Origin of the sequence: Flagellimonas hymeniacidonis (assembly GCF_008040165.1) — a bacterium.
Taxonomy (GTDB): Bacteria; Bacteroidota; Bacteroidia; order Flavobacteriales; family Flavobacteriaceae; genus Flagellimonas; species Flagellimonas hymeniacidonis.
In genome coordinates this window covers 1-19,036 of record NZ_VRUR01000002.1, presented here as the reverse complement: position 1 = coordinate 19,036, position 19,036 = coordinate 1, and the positions used below count along the sequence as shown (strand labels likewise).

Below are 19,036 nucleotides of genomic sequence, written 5' to 3'. Positions count from 1 at the left end.
CATCTTAGAATGTTGCTTTTACACTGAATCCATATCTTCTTGAACTTGGTCCATTAAGGAAATCGAAACCAAATCCGTTACCCACCCCTGTACCAGAAGTGTTAGGATCAAAATTGGCACCATTGGGAGTGTTAATCGCATCATACCAAAGATTGAATCCAGAAACAGTAAAAGAAAGTGCTCCAAAAGGCGTGTCTTTCAAATACTTCTTGGGCAAAGAGTAGCCTAATGTAACTTCCTGTAAACGAAGCACTGTAGCATCAAACACCTGCAGTTCTGAAATAGTCCCTAAAATGTTATTGAAAAAATAATCTGAGTTGTTTATCTGTACGTCATTGACTCTACCATCACTTTGAACACCTGGTAATACAAATGTATTTTCACGATCAAGTGTTTCAACAATAAGACCTCTACCCAGTAGGGTGGAAATTGTACTGGACCAAATATCACCTCCTTGTGTCCAGTTAAACTGGAATCCAAAACTGAAATTTTTATAGGAAAAAGTGTTGTTGATGTTTGCCACAAAATCTGGATTTGGATCACCAATCACCCCATCTTGTGGATCTTGAACAAAGTCCCCAATACTATTGACCACAAATTGACCATTGGCATCTCTTAGAATACGAGTTCCGTATATTACTCCTAAAGGCTGCCCTTCTATTGCGGCATTTCCTAAGTTGCCAAAACCAGAGTATACTATCAAATCTGTTTCTTGTCCCAAGTCGGTAACCTCAGACTCATTAGCAGTAAAGTTGATGTTTGTGCTCCAGTCAAAACCACCTTCTTCCGCACTTCTAAAAAAGTTAAGTCCAAGATCTATTTCTATCCCCTCTCCCTTAATCTCACCTACGTTAGTATTGGTTCTAAAGAAACCAGAGGATGGATCTAACGGCTGCTGAACAATCAAATCTGTGGTAGTTCGTTCGTAAACCGAAGCATCTAAAGTGATTCTACCATCCCACCATCTTGTTTCAACTCCAAGTTCTATTTCGGAAACTTGCTCAGGTTTCAAATCTGGATTTCCAAGTGTTAATGGACTCGTATTGGTCACCACATTGGTTCCTGTTGCATCTTGAAAATCTTGGGTATCTAACACTAATCGGTTAGAAACTGGGAAATTATCAGAATTCGCATCTGGGAATCCAGCCGAAGTACCATATCCTGCTCTTATTTTTAAATAGTTGAGTACATTTTCACTCTTTAGGCCATCAAAAGCTTTTGTTGGCACAAAAGAAACACTTGCACTAGGATAAAAAAGTGACCTGTTAGCAGTTGAAAGGTTGGAAACCCAATCGTTTCTTCCGGCCAAGGTTAGGTATACGTAGTTATCGTAATCCAATTCTACCTGACCATAGAATCCAACAAGATTTCTTTCAGAGGTTTGTTGTATCTCATTCTGATTTAAGAAGTTAAAGTGTCTTAAAACTCCAAATACTTGCTGTGCGTCACTTGCGATACCATTCTGGTCAAAGATTTCCCGTCTACCATTAACACCAACATTAAATGTTGTTCCAACTTTCTCAGTAATGTCATAATCGCCATTGAACGCAATATTATGATCCCAAATGGTATTGGTATTGTTCCATGTTTCATAAATACCGCTGGCCAATCTAGGTTGTGGAACATTTCCGTTGATTCCTCCTTTATTTTGAAAATTCACGTTGTTTTCACTATAAACGTCAATACCAACCCTATAGATAAGGTTTAGATTGTCATTAAACTGGTATTGGATTCCCATATTACCAAAAACTCTATTGGTTTCTTGCCTTGTTCCCGCATTATTTGCGGTCCATAAGGGGTGTTGAATATCATTACCATTTCTATAATAAATACTACTTCCATCAATGGGGCTTTGAAAAGGAAGCCCAACGACATCAATACTTCTAGGCGTAAAGAACAAATCTCCAAATACGGAAGAACCAGAGCCTGTTGCTCCATTACCTTGACTCAAGGCCACTGGAGGCGATATAAACTTTGTTCTTGCAAAATTTAATGCTCCAGATATGGTGAATTTGTTACTAAGAACAGCACGACCACCGATACCAAAATTGTTCCTGTTTAAGCTGTTTCCAGGTGTAAAACCAATATCTTTTAAATGGCCATAATTGGCATTGTAGGATACTTTACCATCGTCTGAGCTACCACTTGCATTTATAGATAGATTGGTAACCGTTCCTGTTTTAAAGAAATCTCCAAAGCTATCATAAGGTCTCCATTCATATCTTGCGTTAGCGAATTCTGGGAATGCCTGTTGTCCCGCAGCAGAAATTGAATATGGGTGTGGAAGTGTTCCATTGGCATCAAAAGCTGTACTGTTTCCCCAACCAGAGATTCCGTCTCTATCAAAACTAGGTCCCCAGTTGCTGAAGAACCATCCAAAGGACTGGTCGAAACCGTTACCAAATTGGTTTTGATATTCTGGAGTTGAGGCAATTTCATTAAAAAACAAAGAACTGTTTACAGTGATCTCTGTCTTCTTTGCACCCTGCCCTCCAGAACCTGCTTTAGTTGTTATTAGAATAACACCATTTCTACCTAAAGAACCATAAAGTGTAGATGCGGCCAAACCTTTTAGCACGTTTACACTTTCTATACTGTTAGGGTCTAAATCCAAAAACCTGCTGGATCCGTTGTTCCCATTAATGAAATCCTGTCTAGATCCTTGTCTGCCCGAGGAGTTAGTATCTCCATTAAAAGGAACTCCATCAACAATGAATAAAGGTTGGTTACTTTGACTAAAAGAATTATATCCTCTAATAACGATATTTGTACCAGAGCCCGAAAGACCACTTTGCTGAGTGATATTAACCCCAGATGCTTTACCGATCAGGACTCTTCCCAAATCTCCTTCGGCCTTTTCTTCCAGTTGTTCAGAAGAAACTTCGGCAACTGCGTATCCCAAAGCTTGTTTTTCTCTTTTAATACCCAATGCCGTCACTACAACCTCTTCCAAGGCTTGTGCATCTTCCTCCATTTGGATATCTATAACACTTTGTGCACCAACAAGTCTTCTTGCTGGCCTTTGACCGAGATAAGTGTACACCAGTGTTTGACCAACACTTGCTACAATGGAATAATTACCATCAAAGTCAGATTGTGTCCCATTGGTAGTACCATCGACTACAATATTGACTCCAGGTAGTGGTATTCCTGTCTGGTCAATGATTGTACCGGTAATCGTTTTTTCTTGAGACCGGGCAAATGCTATACAAAATAACATTAAGACGAGGGTCCCAAATAGCTTCTTTACTTTCATAGAGTTAAAAGTTTTGTTAGTAATTAATGAGTTAGCGCAACTGAGAAAGGCAGGCGGAAGAAGGTGTTTGATAGCTAATTCAAATAATACTCCCTATTACGAAAACAAAACTTATTGGAAAGTCTCTATTTTAAGGTAGTAAGGCCTCTCACCGCCTTACCTTTACAATTGCAACAACAAAACAATTATAAGATTGAACATAAAGGGTACTTCTAAAACGGGCCGAACAACAAAAAAATACTAGCCCAACGGGGAGTACCGTTTTTAACAATTGTTTATTCCCAAATTCTAAGTAAAAAGGTTTCTTAAATTTTAACAAATCTCTATAGCAATGCATAAAGAGAGTGAAGTTTGGTAGCTTTAAATAGCACAAAAAACTATACGCTAAATTCCCAAAAACTGATTTGTAATTTACAATCCTCTAAGTAGCATAATTAAGAGGAAAAGGAAGAGAAAATCCTATTTAAGTTAGGAAGCGTAGGAGGTCAAAACACGAAAGTCGTTGGGACATAATCCTGTTTCCTTTTTAAAAGCACTATAAAAACTAGTTTTACTGTTGAAGCCTACTTCATACATTACTGCTTTTACGCTAAGGAACGGTTGAGACACCAATAAATCTTTGGCCTCTTGTATTCTGTAATGATTTAACAGGGAATAAAAATTCTTCGCCAAGTATTCATTGAGTACCTGGGAGACTTTATATCGGTCTTTTGCTATGTGTAAGGAAAGATCATTAAGGCCGATGGCATTGCTTTTATATAGTTTATCTCTTTCAAAAGCCTGCTTAATTTTTTCCTTAATTTCGGAAGCTTCCTGCAGTGACAAACCTGACTTTACATATTTGTTTGCCGATGTATTCCCAAACTCCTCTGGTTGAGTATTGTATGTAGAAAAAAAATGTCTAAAAAGCTTTTTCATGACATTCTAAAATTTATTTACTACATCTAGTTACCATAAAAACCAATGATTCCGGTTCTATCCGATAAGGATTTACGTAAAATGTCTTCGGGAAGCTTTACCCTTTTTTGTATAATATTTGCTTTATCTATTAATTTTATTAGGATAGATAAATGGTGTTTTTCTGATTTTAATTTCTCCTTGTTATGATTATCTCTTCAGCACTTTTTGCAATACATCTCTCTTGAAATATTTACTTAGGCCTACATTATCAATCAAAATGGCCAACAAAGACATCACTTCCAAATCAAGTGAGCGTTTATATAAAAAAAGGAGGCTTCAATTTTTTGAAGCCTCCTTTTTTTAGTGGGCGCGAAGGGATTCGAACCCCTGACCCCCTGGGTGTAAACCAGGTGCTCTGAACCAACTGAGCTACGCGCCCATTCCATTTTCTGAATGGGAGTGCAAATATAGCATCATTTTTTGTTTAGCAAAAAGAAAAAAACACAAAATCTTTAAACCACTTCAGAAACCACAAAAGTACTGCCTCCGATATAAACAAAGTCATCTAGCCTTGCATTGTTCAACGCCTTTTTAAGGCCAACTTTGACAGATTTATAGGTTTTCCCTTTTAGTCCAAATTCACTTGCTGCCTGCTTTAATTTTTCCGCCTCCAAGCCTCTTGGGATATTTGGTCGTGTAAAATAGTACTTAGCATTCTTTGGAAACAATGCAAGCACATCCTTTAAATCCTTATCATTAACAAAACCAAGGACAAAATGTATCTGTTTCGCGCCATATTTGTCTATCTGGCTCAAAATCATTCGTAACCCTTCAGTATTATGTGCCGTATCACAAACCGTCATAGGTTTTTCTCCTAAAACCTGCCATCTACCTAAAAGGCCAGTGTTCTTAATACAGTTTAAAAGCCCATTTTTTATATGCATTGATTCTATCCCAAAGCCTTTCAGTTCTTTTAAGACAGTAACCACACCGTTCATATTTTTTTTCTGATAACTCCCTTTCAAATCTGTTTCATAGTTTTCATTTGGAAGTTCTTCAGCAAAAACTATTTTAGCACTTTTCTGGGCCGCTATCAATTTAAATATTCCTTCCGTCTCAGGTTTCGATTCACTTATGACCACTGGGACGTCTCTTTTAATAATTCCAGCCTTTTCTAAAGCAATTTTTTCTAAAGTATCTCCCAGAATTTGAGTATGATCTAATCCAATGTTGGTAATTAATGAAATTTCAGGAATTATAATGTTTGTGGAGTCCAACCTACCTCCTAAGCCCACTTCAATCACAGCAATATCTACTTTTTCCTCCGCAAAATAATGAAACGCCATCCCTACGGTCATTTCAAAAAAGGAAAGTTCATTATACTCTAAAAATGCCTTGTGCTTGCTTATAAAGTCTTTTACACACCTTTTGCCAATAGGTTCCCCATTGATTTTAATACGCTCTCTAAAATCTTTTAAATGGGGAGAGGTATAGAGTCCAACCTTATATCCTGCCTCTTGAAGAATTGAAGCCAACATATGACTACTTGAGCCTTTTCCGTTGGTCCCAGCAACATGAATGCTTTTAAATTTCTTTTCAGGCCTCCCAAGGACTTCAGAAAAATAAATGATATTATCTAATTTATCCTTAAGTGCTGAAGCTCCTTTTTGCTGGTACATTGGAAGTTGTTGAAACATCCAATTTAAAGTTTCCTTATAAGTCATAGAATTACTGACCGAGCTTAAAGTTGACTACTACAAAGCCTATTTGTTGTGATGGGGCATTTGAGTCTAAATTCCATTTGTGAAGAAACGCAGTTTTTCGCGCAGGTGCCAATAAACAGGGAGCATTATTGGTAGTCCCTTTAACTCCAGGGGTAGCCTTAATTACTTTACCATTCCGGTCCACTACAATTCTAACCACAACGGTACCGTCTTCATTACATTCTTGCTGCACTTTGCCTTTGTTTACCAAAGAACGGCCGTTAAGTCCATATCCTCCTGTACCACTACCACTTCCTGGGCTTCCATAAGAACTTGTAGCATAAGGATCTCCGTCGGGTTTACCTTTGTCACCAGCCTTGTTATCATCTCCTTCACTTCCAGTAGTTTTTCCATCAGACTTTCCTATACCACCGATTAAGGCATCAAGACTCTTTTTCTTTGCTTCTTGTTCTTGTCTTTTTCGGTCCTCAGCTTGTTTTTTCTCTCTAGCAATCCGCTCAGTTTCAGCCTTGGCTTTTTTGGCAGCTTCATCTGCTTTGCGCTTGGCTTCTTTTTGCTGATTTATTTTGATTGTCTCCTCGTTTTCGCTGGTTAGCACCTTTTCAACTGGTGCTTCTGGAGTTGTTTCTTTGGGCTGAACTTGTTCCTGCACCTGCTCTACCGGTTTGGTTATTTCTTTTTTTGGTTCGGAGCGAACTTTTTCTTTGGGTTGTACTTTACCACTGCCAAAATCCATGGTGCCGAAATTGACCGCAATTCCATTTTCAATGGGCGGATCTAAGTAAGTAAGTCCAATATAAAATAGCAATAGCAATAGCACGCTTAACAGAAGTGTTGTAAGCGTAAATGATTTTTTCTTGTGTCTCGTATCTAAAAATGACATCATTTTGGCCGCACAGCCAAGATAACCTTGTAACTATTTCTGTTGGCAATGTCCATCACGTTTACGGCCTCTTTAATAGCCACGCTTTCCTCTGCCCTTAAAATGATTGTTGGCTTTTCTTGACCTTCAAGTGCCTTTTTTAGTTCAATTTCAATGTATTCCTCGTTTATCTGTTCGTTGTTCACAAAATACTCCAGATTCTTGTTTATGGTTACTGAAACATTTTGTGTGTTGGTGGATTTCCCTTTAGCTTTTGGCAACAGTAAATCCAAAGCATTGGGCGCGTTGGAAGTCAGCATAAAAAATACCAATAACAGAAATACAATATCCGTCATCGATGACATACTAAATTCTGGGCTTACCTTATTTCTTCCTTTTAGTTTCATACTGAAATTCTAAATAGGTTCATTCAATAAATCCAAAAACTCAACCGCATTGGCTTCCATTTTATGTACCACCTTATCTGTTCTGTTTACCAAATGATTGTATCCAATATAGGCTATAATACCTACTACCAATCCTGCAACGGTAGTGGTCATTGCGGTATAAATTCCAGATGCTAATGATCCCATTTCCGCTTGTCCGCCACTACTTGCCATTTCATGGAACGCCAAAATCATACCAATTACGGTTCCCAAGAAACCAATCATTGGAGCAGCTCCAGCGACAGTAGCTAAAACACTAACATTTTTTTCTAGTTTGTAAACCTCTAAAGTACCCGCATTCTCAATTGCAGTGTTTATGTCATCCAAAGGTTTCCCGATTCTAGATACTCCTTTTTCCGTTAATCTTGCTACGGGTGAGTCTGTTTGTGCACACAAAATTTTAGCTGCGTCCAGTTTACCATTCATGACATGGTCACGAATTTGATTCATGAAGTTTTTGTCAATTTTTGAAGCCGCCTTAATAGCAAAAATGCGTTCAAAATAAATGTACATGGCTACAAAGAGAAGTACAAAAAGTACCATGATAATAACGATACTACCCGTTCCTCCACTAACAATTAAATCAATAACGGAAAGGGTTTTTTCTTCTGAAATAGATACACCCATCTCAGCCCCTTCTTCTAAATCTTGAAAAGTAATCATATAAAATCCCCAATTTAAGTTGCAATAATAACGGAGATTTTTAAGCTAAAGTATTTTTTAGAAAAAATATCGCATCACAACAAAGCAAATAGCCCCTGCTATAAATCCAAGGAATGCCAGCCATGCTATTTTTTTAAGATACCAAAAGAAGTCTATTTTCTCCATTCCCATGGCCACAACTCCAGCAGCAGAACCGATAATAAGCATGCTTCCTCCAGTTCCTGCAGAGTAGGCAATAAAATGCCATAATGGATTATCTATTGGCTCGGAAAACATCCCTAAACTGGCAGCAACCAAAGGTACATTATCTATTACAGCAGAACCAATACCAAGAATGATGACCACCAAATCTGAAATCTCGGTGCCAGGAAGCTCTGTACCCAACAATCCAATACCTTGTTTTAATCCTTCTGCAAAATTAAATAGCAATCCTAAAGATTCAAGCGCAGCTACAGCCATTAAAATTCCAAGGAAGAATAAAATACTCGGTAGTTCAATCTTGGTCAAAGCACTATGCACAGGACTATGATGCGATTCCGCATCGCTTTCCTGATCAACAGACGAAATAGTAATTTTAGTACTACTGTAGATTTCAGCAAAAGTTGCAACAACGGCCAAGGATAACATCATACCCACGTATGGAGGCAAATGGGTGATTGTCTTGAAAATAGGCACAAAAACTATAGCAGCAAGGCCTAAATATAACATTGTTGCACCAAATCTAGATTTGGCAGGCTCTGCTTCCTCTACATCAATGCTTCCTTTAAAGGCCGGTAAAAAGGAGGCAATAAAAGTCGGAACCAACATACATATTAATGAAGGTACTAATAGATAGCCAATTAATTTACCTGTGGTTACTTTATTTCCTATCCATAGCATGGTGGTGGTAACGTCTCCAATTGGCGACCACGCCCCACCTGCATTAGCAGCAATAATGATTAAACCAGCATACCATAATCTATCATTTCTTACTTTAACGATTTTCTGAAGGATGGAGATTAATACAATAGTCGCCGTAAGATTATCTATAATAGCGGAAAGAATAAAGGCCAAGAAAGCAAAAATCCAAAGTATCTTTCTTTTACTTCTTGTCTTAACAAAAGATTTTATGGTGGCAAAACCATCAAAATAATCAATAATCTCAACAATGGTCATGGCTCCCAATAGGAATACCAGTATTTCTGAGGTCTTTCCTAAATGATGCAGTAAGGTCTCCTCCAAAACATGCATTTTATCTTCATGCCCCAGAGCGGAAAATCCATCCATTAAAGCATGTTTACCAGAATCAAACCAAGTTGTAAAGCCATCGATGCCGAAAGCCATCATAGCCCACAGAATAGCCATCATAGCCAAGGCAGGGATAAGCTTATCAATTTTAAGGTTATGTTCAAGGGTAATCGCTAGGTATCCAATTACAAATATGGCAATGAGGATGGTTTCCATGTGAGTTGGTTAATTTAGGTGAAACTTATTGTCTGTAAAAAACAATCTACTTTGCTAAAGATATTCAAAATGAGTTTTCCCACATAATCTTAATCCTAGAAATATATTAAGAAAATTTTATTCCCCAAGAAATCGACAAGTAACATTATATCATTCTCAATTTTTAGTGCCATTTCCTAAAAAAATCCCAGCATAGAGCTATATTTGCATCGTATTTTTATTTATTTCTCAATTTTATGGACTTTACACTTTCCGAAGAGCAGTTAATGATACAACAAGCTGCAAAAGATTTTGCTCAAAATGAATTATTACCTGAAGTAATAGAACGGGATGATGCGCAAAAGTTTCCAGCGGAGCAAGTAAAGAGCATGGGTGAACTTGGCTTCTTAGGAATGATGGTTGATGAAAAATATGGGGGCAGCGGTCTTGACACACTTTCCTATGTCCTAGTTATGGAAGAACTATCAAAAGTTGATGCATCAGCATCCGTTGTGGTATCCGTAAACAACTCTTTAGTTTGTTGGGGCTTGGAAACTTTTGGGTCTGAAAATCAAAAGCAAAAATATTTAACTCGTTTGGCATCTGGAGAAATAATAGGTGCTTTTTGCCTTTCTGAACCTGAAGCAGGAAGTGACGCTACTTCTCAAAAAACAACTGCGATTGACAAAGGGGACCACTATGTTATTAATGGAACAAAAAACTGGATCACCAACGGTGGAACTGCGGAAGTTTATTTAGTCATAGCTCAGACGGATGTTGAAAAAGGACATAAAGGAATCAATGCCCTTATTGTTGAAAAAGGGATGGAAGGCTTTGAAATTGGGCCTAAAGAAAACAAATTGGGAATTAGAGGAAGTGATACGCATTCTTTATTGTTCAATGATGTTAAAGTACCAAAGGAAAATCGCATCGGTGAAGATGGTTTCGGGTTTAAATTTGCCATGAAAACCCTTGCTGGAGGAAGAATAGGAATTGCAGCACAGGCACTTGGTATTGCAACCGGGGCCTACGAACTTGCCAAGAAATATTCAAAAGAGCGCAAAGCGTTCGGAACAGAAATTGCAAATCATCAGGCCATTGCCTTTAAATTGGCAGATATGCATACCAAAATTCAAGCAGCACGCCATTTGGTGTATCAAGCAGCCTGTGATAAAGACAACGGAAACGATTACACACTTTCAGGGGCCATGGCTAAATTATATGCCTCCGAAGTTGCTATGGAAACTGCAGTTGAAGCGGTTCAAATACATGGTGGAAATGGTTTCGTTAAAGACTATCATGTCGAAAGAATGATGCGTGATGCAAAAATTACTCAGATTTATGAAGGCACTTCTGAAATTCAAAAAATTGTTATTTCCAGAAGTATCCTAAAAGATTAGTGAAATCTTACCCTATAAAAATTAGGGCTTGATTTAAAATTTTTTGTTTTTAGCTGACTACCTCCCTATACTTTTGGTGCTTTGTATAGCAATATTTGACCTTTCAAGACTTCCACCCCTGTTAGTGAGCTAAAACTATTTTTTCAACATATATTTTTGAGATTATCACAATTTGATGTTCCCTAAATTTTCGATTTGAATATTTTTTAACGTTTCATTCCATACGTTGATGATTTAATTACAATAGTTTAAAAACCTTATACATAACTCATATAAAATGATATTTTTGAGGAAATACCATAATGATGACGTTAGAAAAACAAGGTTTATACCTCCCAGAATTTGAGCATGATAACTGTGGTGCGGGCTTTATCTGTAGCCTAAAAGGAAAAAAATCCAATGACATTATTCATAAGGCCCTCGAAATACTAGACAAACTAGAACATAGAGGTGCTGTTAGTTCTGATGGTAAAACAGGAGATGGCGCCGGAATCCTTATCGATATTCCACATGATTTTTTTACGGAAGTATGTGACTTCAGTTTACCTGAAGCAGGGAATTATGCTGTTAGCAATGTTTTTCTTCCACAAAAGGAAAATCAACGAAATTTCTGTATTTCAACCTTCGAAGAAAATATTGAGAGCCAAGGATTACAACTATTAGGATGGCGTGATGCCCCAGTAAACCGTTCAGTACCTGGAAGAATTGCTGCCGAAACGGAGCCTTTTGTAAAACAAGTATTTGTTGGTAAAGGTGAGGCTATTGATGATTTTCAATTTAATCTGAAGCTCTTCATTGCAAGAAAGATCACCGAGCATGCCATTATTAAAAGTAAACTTTCACAAAGTCAGTTCTTTTACCTACCAAGCCTTTCAACCAAAATCATCATTTTTAAAGGGCTTTTGGTTCCACACGATATCAGCAGGTATTATGAAGACCTCTTAGATTCAAGAGTGGTTACACGTTTGGCGCTTGTTCATCAACGCTTTTCCACCAATACATTTCCAACATGGGATTTGGCACAACCCTTCCGCTACATGTGCCACAATGGTGAAATAAACACCTTGAGAGGAAACGTATCCAGAATGCGATCCCGAGAAGAACTTTTAAAAAGTGATTGGTTTGGTGAAGACATCAAAAAAATACTTCCAGTAGTATTGCCTAGAAAATCGGATTCTGCAAGTATGGATATGGTCGTGGAGCTACTTTTAATGACAGGCCGCTCCCTTCCAGAAGTAATGATGATGCTTGTTCCAGAAGCTTGGGAAAAGAATACAGAAATGTCAGAATCCAAAAGGGCATTTTATGAATATAACTCCTGTTTAATGGAGCCTTGGGACGGTCCTGCTTCAATTCCATTTACCGACGGGAACTACATAGGTGCTGTTTTAGATAGAAATGGACTGCGCCCATCAAGGTATTCTGTCACTAAAAAAGGATATGTAATCATGTCCTCAGAAACAGGTGTGGTCGAATTGGAACCAGAAGATATTGAATTCCATGGCAGACTTGAGCCGGGAAGAATGTTCTTGGTCAATATGGAAGAGGGTCGTATCATTAATGATGAGGAGATAAAAGAAACTATAGCCAAAAAACATCCATATAAAAAATGGCTAAAGAACAACCTCGTTCATTTAAAGGACATTCCTTATAACGATTGCCCAGTTTTTTATGGAGAATTCCCAATAGAAACTAGAAGAGCTGCTTTTGGTTATACCTTGGAAGATATCAATACCATCATCTTACCCATGGCTAAGTATGCTAAAGAACCAATAGGTTCTATGGGTTCTGATACCCCTATTGCAGTATTGTCGGAGAGGCCTCAGCTTATCTATAATTACTTTAAGCAATTATTCGCACAAGTAACGAACCCTCCTTTGGATGGAATTAGGGAAGAACTAATTACAGATATTAGTTTAACACTTGGAAGTGACCAAAACCTTTTCGATACATCAGAGTACCATTGCAGAAAACTGAAGATTCAAAATCCTGTTATCTCTAAAGAGGATTTGGATAAGATAAAAAACTACGATGCCAGTCCAGACTACAAAGTAGTCTCTATTTCAATGCTGTATGAAATTGGAAAAGGCCATAATGGCTTGGAAGAAGCACTGGATGCTATTTTAACCCAAGCTTCATCGGCTATCGATGAAGGTGCCAATATCATAATCCTGTCAGATAGAATGGTGAGTACTGAAATGGCCGCAATTCCCGCTTTATTGGCATGTTCGTATGTAAATAGTGGGCTAAGCAGGTTAGGCAAGCGTTCTAAGCTCAGTATTATTATTGAATCCGCAGAGCCAAGGGAAGTACATCATTTTGCATTGCTCTTCGGTTTTGGTGCCAGTGCCATAAACCCTTACTTGGTGAATGAAATCATTGGAGAACAAATTGAAGAAAACGACATAACAGAATACACTTTTGATGAAGCTATAAAGAATTACAACAAAGCTATCGGAAAAGGCATCTTAAAAGTGATGAACAAAATCGGAATCTCAACCCTAAATTCTTATCGAGGTTCCCAATTATTCGAATGTATAGGTATAAATACCAAAGTGGTGGACAAATACTTCCCCAATACGCCAACTCGTATTCAAGGAATAGGTTTGTATGAAATTGAAAAGGAGATAGCAAAACGCCACAAAAAAGCATTCAAAACTCAGGAGTTAGCAGCTAATCTTGATATTGAGATTGGCGGAGAGTATCGTTGGAGAAGGGATGGTGAAAAACATATGTTCAATCCATTAAGTATTGCCAAACTTCAAAAATCGGTACGCAATAACGAGCCGGATACTTATAAAGAGTATTCCAAATTGGTTAATGAGCAATCAAAAAACTTGATGACCATCCGCGGGTTGTTTGAATTTTCAAACTATGACCCAATTCCTATTGAGGAAGTAGAACCATGGACCGAAATTGTAAAAAGATTCAAGACCGGCGCCATGTCCTACGGAAGCATAAGTAAGGAAGCCCATGAAAATTTAGCGATTGCCATGAACCGAATTGGTGGAAAGAGTAACTCTGGTGAAGGTGGTGAAGATTCGGCTCGTTTTTATAAAAATCAAACAGGTGACTGGAAAAACAGCGCTATTAAACAGGTTGCCTCAGGCAGATTTGGAGTAACCTCTGACTACCTGACCAATGCAAAAGAAATTCAGATTAAAATGGCCCAAGGAGCCAAACCGGGCGAAGGCGGTCAACTGCCAGGTCCAAAGGTGAATCCTGCCATAGCCAAGACAAGGAATTCCACTCCATATGTCGGTTTAATATCACCACCGCCACATCATGATATTTATTCCATTGAGGATTTGTCCCAATTGATTTATGATTTAAAATCAGCCAATAGAGAAGCAAGAATTAATGTGAAATTAGTTTCGGAAGTAGGTGTTGGAACCGTTGCTGCTGGAGTTTCAAAAGCAAAAGCAGATGTTATTCTTATATCTGGATTTGATGGAGGTACAGGAGCATCACCGCTAACCTCATTAAAACATGCAGGACTTCCATGGGAATTGGGAATTGCCGAAGCACAACAAACACTGGTTTTGAACGATTTAAGAAACCGGATAGTTTTGGAATGTGATGGGCAATTAAAAACAGGAAGAGATGTTGCCATAGCCTGTCTTTTAGGAGCAGAAGAATTCGGATTTGCCACAGCTCCTTTAGTAGCATCAGGATGCATAATGATGCGTGTATGTCATTTAAATACCTGTCCTGTAGGCATCGCCACTCAAAATCCAGAGCTACGCAAAAAATTCAAAGGAAAACCAGAACATGTAGTCAACTACATGTATTTTGTAGCTCAGGAACTTAGAGAAATTATGGCCAAACTTGGTTTTAGAACCATTGATGAAATGGTAGGTCAAGTACAAAAATTGGATAGAAAAAAAGCTATTGAACACTACAAAGCTGCCGGTATCGACTTAAGTCCAATTCTTTATCAAGTAGATGTTCCCGAAGGAACCAAATTCTACAACACCCAGAAACAAGTTCACAATATTGAAAAATCCATAGAGTTTGACATTATAGCTCAGGCCCATCCAGCGTTGTTCAGGAAAGAAAAAATTTCTTTGGATTTCCCAATTTACAATACGGATAGAGCCGTAGGAGCCATTGTGAGTAATGAAATATCAAAAATTTATGGTGCCGATGGATTACCAGACAACACATTAAAACTGAATTTTACCGGTTCTGCCGGGCAAAGTTTTGGGGCTTTTGCCACAAAAGGACTTACCATGATTGTTAACGGAAACACCAATGACTATCTTGGAAAAGGCCTTTCAGGAGCAAAATTGATTATTAAAGTGCCTTATAAATCTACACTAAAGCCCGAAGACAATATTATCACCGGCAATGTGACCTTGTATGGTGCAACATCTGGAGAAGCATATATAAATGGTAAAGCTGGAGAGCGTTTTTGTGTTAGAAATTCAGGAGCAAAAGCTGTAGTAGAAGGTATTGGTGATCATGGATGTGAATATATGACTGGTGGAGTTGCTGTTATTTTAGGAGCTGTTGGAAGAAACTTTGGTGCAGGAATGAGCGGCGGAATAGCCTATGTTTTTGATAAGGATAATTTGTTTGAGAGAAGATGTAATGGGGAAACGCTCAATTTATTGGCTGTTGAAGAAGACAATGATATTAAGCAGTTAAAAGAGCTTATCGAAAATCACTATAATGCCACATTAAGCCCTCTGGCACAAGATATTCTTGAAAATTGGGAAGACTGTTTGCCAAAATTTGTAAAAGTCTTTCCAGAGGAATACCGCCAGGCATTGATACGATTAGAAAAAGAAAAATTACAAACCTTATAATTTGAGCCATGGGAAAGACGACAGGATTTATGGAGTTTGACAGGAAGGATGAAGCCTATGCACCTGTTAAAGAGAGAATCAAAAACTATAAGGAATTTACAGTTCCCTTAAAAGAAAAGGAACTAAAAGACCAAGGTGCACGGTGTATGGATTGTGGTATCCCATTCTGCCATAGTGGTTGTCCATTAGGCAATCTCATTCCAGATTTTAATGATGCCGTATATCAAGGAAAGTGGGAGAAAGCAACCAAGATTCTACATTCAACCAATAACTTCCCAGAGTTTACGGGCAGGTTATGCCCAGCTCCATGTGAGGAAGCCTGTGTACTGGGCATCAATGAAGACCCAGTATCCATAGAAAATATTGAGAAAAATATTGTGGAAACAGCGTTTAAAAACGGCTGGATAAAACCTGAGCCACCTATTAGCCGAACTGGCAAAAAAGTCGCTGTGATAGGATCTGGCCCTGCAGGTCTCGCTGCGGCCCAACAATTAAATAGAGCAGGGCACTCCGTCACTGTTTTGGAACGTGATGAAAAAATTGGAGGGTTGTTGCGTTATGGTATTCCTGATTTCAAAATGGAAAAAAATGTTATCGACAGGCGGCTGAAAGTCATGAAAAAAGAAGGGATTACCTTCAAAACCGGTGTGCATGTAGGGGTCGATATTAAAGCCGATGAGCTTCAGAAAGAATATGACAGCATTGTGCTTTGCGGTGGTGCCACAGTCAGAAGAAAACTTCCCATACCAGGAGCTGATTTAAAAGGCGTTGTACAAGCCATGGATTTTCTTCCGCAAAACAATAGAAAAGTTGATGGTATTCCATATAAAGGTGAAGAGCTTTCAGCGAAAGGGAAAAAAGTTATTGTCATTGGTGGTGGAGATACCGGTTCCGACTGTATTGGGACCTCAATTCGCCATGGAGCAGATTCAGTAACCAATTTTGAGATTATGCCCAAGTCAACCACAGCAAGACCTGAGGGGCAGCCATGGCCATTTTGGCCTATGCGCTTGAGAACAAGCACATCCCACAAAGAAGGTGCTGAACGTGTCTTTAGTATTTCAACCAAAAAGTTTGTTGGAGATAAAAATGGCAACTTAAAAGGCCTTGTTACATCTGAGGTTTTCTGGGAAAAAGTACCAGGACAAAGACCTATCTTAAAAGAAGTAGCAGGAACGGAAAAAGAATGGGATTGCGATTTGGCTTTACTAGCTCTAGGATTTACAGGTTCTGAAACCACTATAGCCGAACAGTTAGGTTTACAAATGGATGCCAGAACCAATATTAGCGCCTCAGTAAAAGATTACAAAACCAATGTTCCAGGTATTTTTGTTGCTGGTGACCAAAGGAGAGGACAGTCCTTAATCGTTTGGGCAATATCTGAAGGAAGAGAGGCCGCTCACCATGTAGACAACTTCCTGATGGGAAAATCAAATTTACCTTTAAAAGGTGATGGTGATTTACCAAGAATTTAAAATTAAATACCCAACCAAACCCTTTATAGAAAACTCCCCAAAGAATTATTTTGGGGAGTTTTTGTTTTTAATCATCTAATTATTAAGCGATGTACCTCGGTTTCATCTAAGGTAATTAATTTCAAAAAATACAGCCCAGCAGTGTATTCTTCAACATTAAAAGAGGTACCCATCTTATAACTAGCTGTATGAACAATTCTTCCTTCCATATTTATTAATTGAATAATTGCATCTTGATACTTACTATTTTCCAATCTAAACGATGAACTTGTTGGATTTGGGTAGAATAATGTCCCTGCTTGCTTTTCATCAAGTACATCAAACAATTCAACATCTTCAGGCAATTGCGCTTTCAAAGGAGTTCCACTAGATTGAAATTCATAGGCCCCCACATCAAAAGCACTGCCAGAAGGTCGCGATGCATTATCCATATCAAAAGTGATTCCCCATGAAGTAATGCTCGACCCCATATCAACAACAGCCGAACCTGAAGAAGAGGGGCTAAAATCGTTGTTCAAGACATCCGTTAATCCTAAAGTATCTATTTGACGAGTCATAATGTTTGAATAGATATTGGTTAACAAACTATCCCTTGTATCCCTTTCATTGAAGTCAAAATAACTTTCCTGATTTTGTTTCCAAGTGTTTCCTCCCTCAAAATCATATCCTGGATCAACCACCAAATTATTTACAAAATACGATGGAACTTCACTCTGATTCCTATATAAATCAGCTGGATCAACAGGGTGCAAAACTGTCGTGTTATAATGCACTCCGGCTCTTTCCGGTTCTACTATAGTATTGTTTGCCACATAATAACCCACATTTAAATCTTCAAATTCGTGTCTGTTATGGAGAAAGATCCCGTGCATTTTGGGTTTTACAAATACATTATTATAAACCTTTGTCCCGCTTTCGCCATTAATTATTTGCATTCCCCATCCTTTTTCCAAAGGGCCATTGACGATATGATTATTGAAAACTTCATAAGCACCACCCCCTAGACTCAAGGCAAAAGCTTGCCCCCAATTTCCTCTGGTCCCATAATCATAAATTGTATTATCTCTCACCTTACTATTAATGTGGGCAAGATTTAATTGAATAGCGTCCCAACCAGTATCTTCAACTATATTATGATGTATATCCACATTTTCCAACCAATGCCCATAGACTTTGGTACCACTACAGTTCCGCCCGGAATCCAGTTTATAACCTAAAGTAAAACCGATGTAAATACCCTCACCGTGAGTATTGTGAATATAGTTATGATGAATATTTAAATTTTTCATTACAAAACCGTTGACCCTCCATGTATCAGTATTGTTACAATCGGGATCAGTCTTTGCCATTAACCCTGCAAAACCAGCATGAGCAACCTCTATATGATCTATTTCAACATCTGTACTTAGCGCACTTAAAACCATGCCCATAGCCCAAGGTCCGGTTCCTTCTATCTTGATGCCATAATTATGGTTCACATCACCTGTACCCGTTAGATGAATGTATTTGCTATTTTTAAATTCGAGGGCTGAATAAGCAGTTTCATTTAGAACAACCTGCCCGCCACAATTCTTAAATGTTACTGGGTTGGTCGCTGTTCCTTCAAAATCATAAAAACGTATGCCAGCATAATTGCCAGCTGGTATACAGATTGTGTCCCCAGGAGAATAGCTGACATTTGATGCCCAAACTAGATTCAAGGTTGATGTTGATAGTCCGGTAAGCGTAACATCACAATTACATGACTGTGCTCTTGCCAATGAAATTGATAGGAATAAAATAAACAATAGTAATAGTTTCCTCATAGTATTTAGTTTTAATGGTTACAAATCCAAATACCATAGCGAATCTGCCAGATAATCATAATGTGCATAAGTTGAAGAAATAAAATTACACTTGAGGCATTTCAAATATAAGTGTTTTGTAAGTAAATTCTTACTTAATTGATTTACTGAACAAAAAAAACGCCCTTTACGTGATGTAAAGGGCGTTCAAGGAAGGCGGCGACCTACTCTCCCACTTGGTATAGCAGTACCATCGGCGCAAACGGGCTTAACTTCCCTGTTCGGAATGGAAA

Annotated in this window: 11 protein-coding genes, 1 tRNA gene and 1 rRNA gene; 3 read left to right on the top strand and 10 right to left on the bottom strand. The window is 38.3% G+C overall.

Features of this window, described 5'->3' with window-relative positions:
* Window positions 1-4: 4 nt before the first annotated feature.
* From FVB32_RS08930 to nhaD, 8 genes are all read right to left on the bottom strand, one after another.
* Window positions 5-3,256: a SusC/RagA family TonB-linked outer membrane protein gene (locus FVB32_RS08930; RefSeq protein WP_147743465.1), complete on the bottom strand. Its 3,252-nt coding sequence runs from the start codon at window positions 3,254-3,256 to the stop codon at window positions 5-7.
* Between the two features lie 468 nt (window positions 3,257-3,724).
* Entirely contained in the window at window positions 3,725-4,174 is a 450-nt protein-coding gene (locus tag FVB32_RS08925) for a helix-turn-helix domain-containing protein (protein ID WP_147743464.1), read from the bottom strand.
* A 346-nt stretch (window positions 4,175-4,520) separates the two neighbouring features.
* Window positions 4,521-4,595: transfer RNA gene (locus FVB32_RS08920), tRNA-Val, on the bottom strand.
* 73 nt (window positions 4,596-4,668) lie between these two features.
* Entirely contained in the window at window positions 4,669-5,880 is a 1,212-nt protein-coding gene (locus FVB32_RS08915; protein WP_147743463.1) for a bifunctional folylpolyglutamate synthase/dihydrofolate synthase, read from the bottom strand.
* Window positions 5,881-5,884: 4 nt separating this feature from the next.
* Window positions 5,885-6,763: an energy transducer TonB gene (locus tag FVB32_RS08910; RefSeq protein ID WP_147743462.1), complete on the bottom strand. Its 879-nt coding sequence runs from the start codon at window positions 6,761-6,763 to the stop codon at window positions 5,885-5,887.
* Window positions 6,763-7,149 (bottom strand): ExbD/TolR family protein, encoded by a 387-nt coding sequence (locus tag FVB32_RS08905; RefSeq protein ID WP_055396910.1) that lies wholly within the window; start codon window positions 7,147-7,149, stop codon window positions 6,763-6,765. Before FVB32_RS08905 ends, FVB32_RS08910 begins: the two co-directional genes overlap by 1 nt.
* Window positions 7,150-7,158: 9 nt before the next feature.
* On the bottom strand, window positions 7,159-7,851 hold the full coding sequence (locus tag FVB32_RS08900; RefSeq protein WP_147743461.1) for a MotA/TolQ/ExbB proton channel family protein: 693 nt from the start codon (window positions 7,849-7,851) through the stop codon (window positions 7,159-7,161).
* Between the two features lie 57 nt (window positions 7,852-7,908).
* On the bottom strand, window positions 7,909-9,294 hold the full coding sequence (gene nhaD / locus FVB32_RS08895; RefSeq protein WP_147743460.1) for a sodium:proton antiporter NhaD: 1,386 nt from the start codon (window positions 9,292-9,294) through the stop codon (window positions 7,909-7,911).
* A gap of 236 nt (window positions 9,295-9,530) precedes the next feature.
* On the opposite strand from nhaD, the gene FVB32_RS08890 reads away from it, so the two are divergent.
* From FVB32_RS08890 to FVB32_RS08880, 3 genes are all read left to right on the top strand, one after another.
* On the top strand, window positions 9,531-10,673 hold the full coding sequence (locus tag FVB32_RS08890) for an acyl-CoA dehydrogenase family protein (protein ID WP_147743459.1): 1,143 nt from the start codon (window positions 9,531-9,533) through the stop codon (window positions 10,671-10,673).
* A gap of 305 nt (window positions 10,674-10,978) precedes the next feature.
* Complete coding sequence (gene gltB / locus FVB32_RS08885) at window positions 10,979-15,484, top strand: glutamate synthase large subunit (protein WP_147743458.1); 4,506 nt, start codon at window positions 10,979-10,981, stop codon at window positions 15,482-15,484.
* Window positions 15,485-15,492: 8 nt separating this feature from the next.
* Window positions 15,493-16,959 carry a glutamate synthase subunit beta gene (locus tag FVB32_RS08880; RefSeq protein ID WP_147743457.1) on the top strand — a complete coding sequence of 489 codons (1,467 nt, stop codon included), beginning with the start codon at window positions 15,493-15,495 and terminating at the stop codon, window positions 16,957-16,959.
* A 71-nt stretch (window positions 16,960-17,030) separates the two neighbouring features.
* On the opposite strand, the gene FVB32_RS08875 is transcribed toward FVB32_RS08880, so the two are convergent.
* Window positions 17,031-18,764 (bottom strand): T9SS type A sorting domain-containing protein, encoded by a 1,734-nt coding sequence (locus tag FVB32_RS08875; RefSeq protein WP_147743456.1) that lies wholly within the window; start codon window positions 18,762-18,764, stop codon window positions 17,031-17,033.
* 190 nt (window positions 18,765-18,954) lie between these two features.
* Window positions 18,955-19,036, bottom strand: a 5S ribosomal RNA gene (rrf, locus tag FVB32_RS08870); the annotation flags it as partial.

Coding starts and splice junctions, on each gene's coding strand:
- FVB32_RS08905 (WP_055396910.1), bottom strand. CDS start 7,149: ATGAAACTAAAAGGAAGAAATAAGGTAAGCCCAGAATTTAGTATGTCA.
- FVB32_RS08925 (WP_147743464.1), bottom strand. CDS start 4,174: ATGAAAAAGCTTTTTAGACATTTTTTTTCTACATACAATACTCAACCA.
- FVB32_RS08910 (WP_147743462.1), bottom strand. CDS start 6,763: ATGTCATTTTTAGATACGAGACACAAGAAAAAATCATTTACGCTTACA.
- FVB32_RS08875 (WP_147743456.1), bottom strand. CDS start 18,764: ATGAGGAAACTATTACTATTGTTTATTTTATTCCTATCAATTTCATTG.
- FVB32_RS08880 (WP_147743457.1), top strand. CDS start 15,493: ATGGGAAAGACGACAGGATTTATGGAGTTTGACAGGAAGGATGAAGCC.
- nhaD (WP_147743460.1), bottom strand. CDS start 9,294: ATGGAAACCATCCTCATTGCCATATTTGTAATTGGATACCTAGCGATT.
- FVB32_RS08900 (WP_147743461.1), bottom strand. CDS start 7,851: ATGATTACTTTTCAAGATTTAGAAGAAGGGGCTGAGATGGGTGTATCT.
- FVB32_RS08890 (WP_147743459.1), top strand. CDS start 9,531: ATGGACTTTACACTTTCCGAAGAGCAGTTAATGATACAACAAGCTGCA.
- FVB32_RS08930 (WP_147743465.1), bottom strand. CDS start 3,256: ATGAAAGTAAAGAAGCTATTTGGGACCCTCGTCTTAATGTTATTTTGT.
- FVB32_RS08915 (WP_147743463.1), bottom strand. CDS start 5,880: ATGACTTATAAGGAAACTTTAAATTGGATGTTTCAACAACTTCCAATG.
- gltB (WP_147743458.1), top strand. CDS start 10,979: ATGACGTTAGAAAAACAAGGTTTATACCTCCCAGAATTTGAGCATGAT.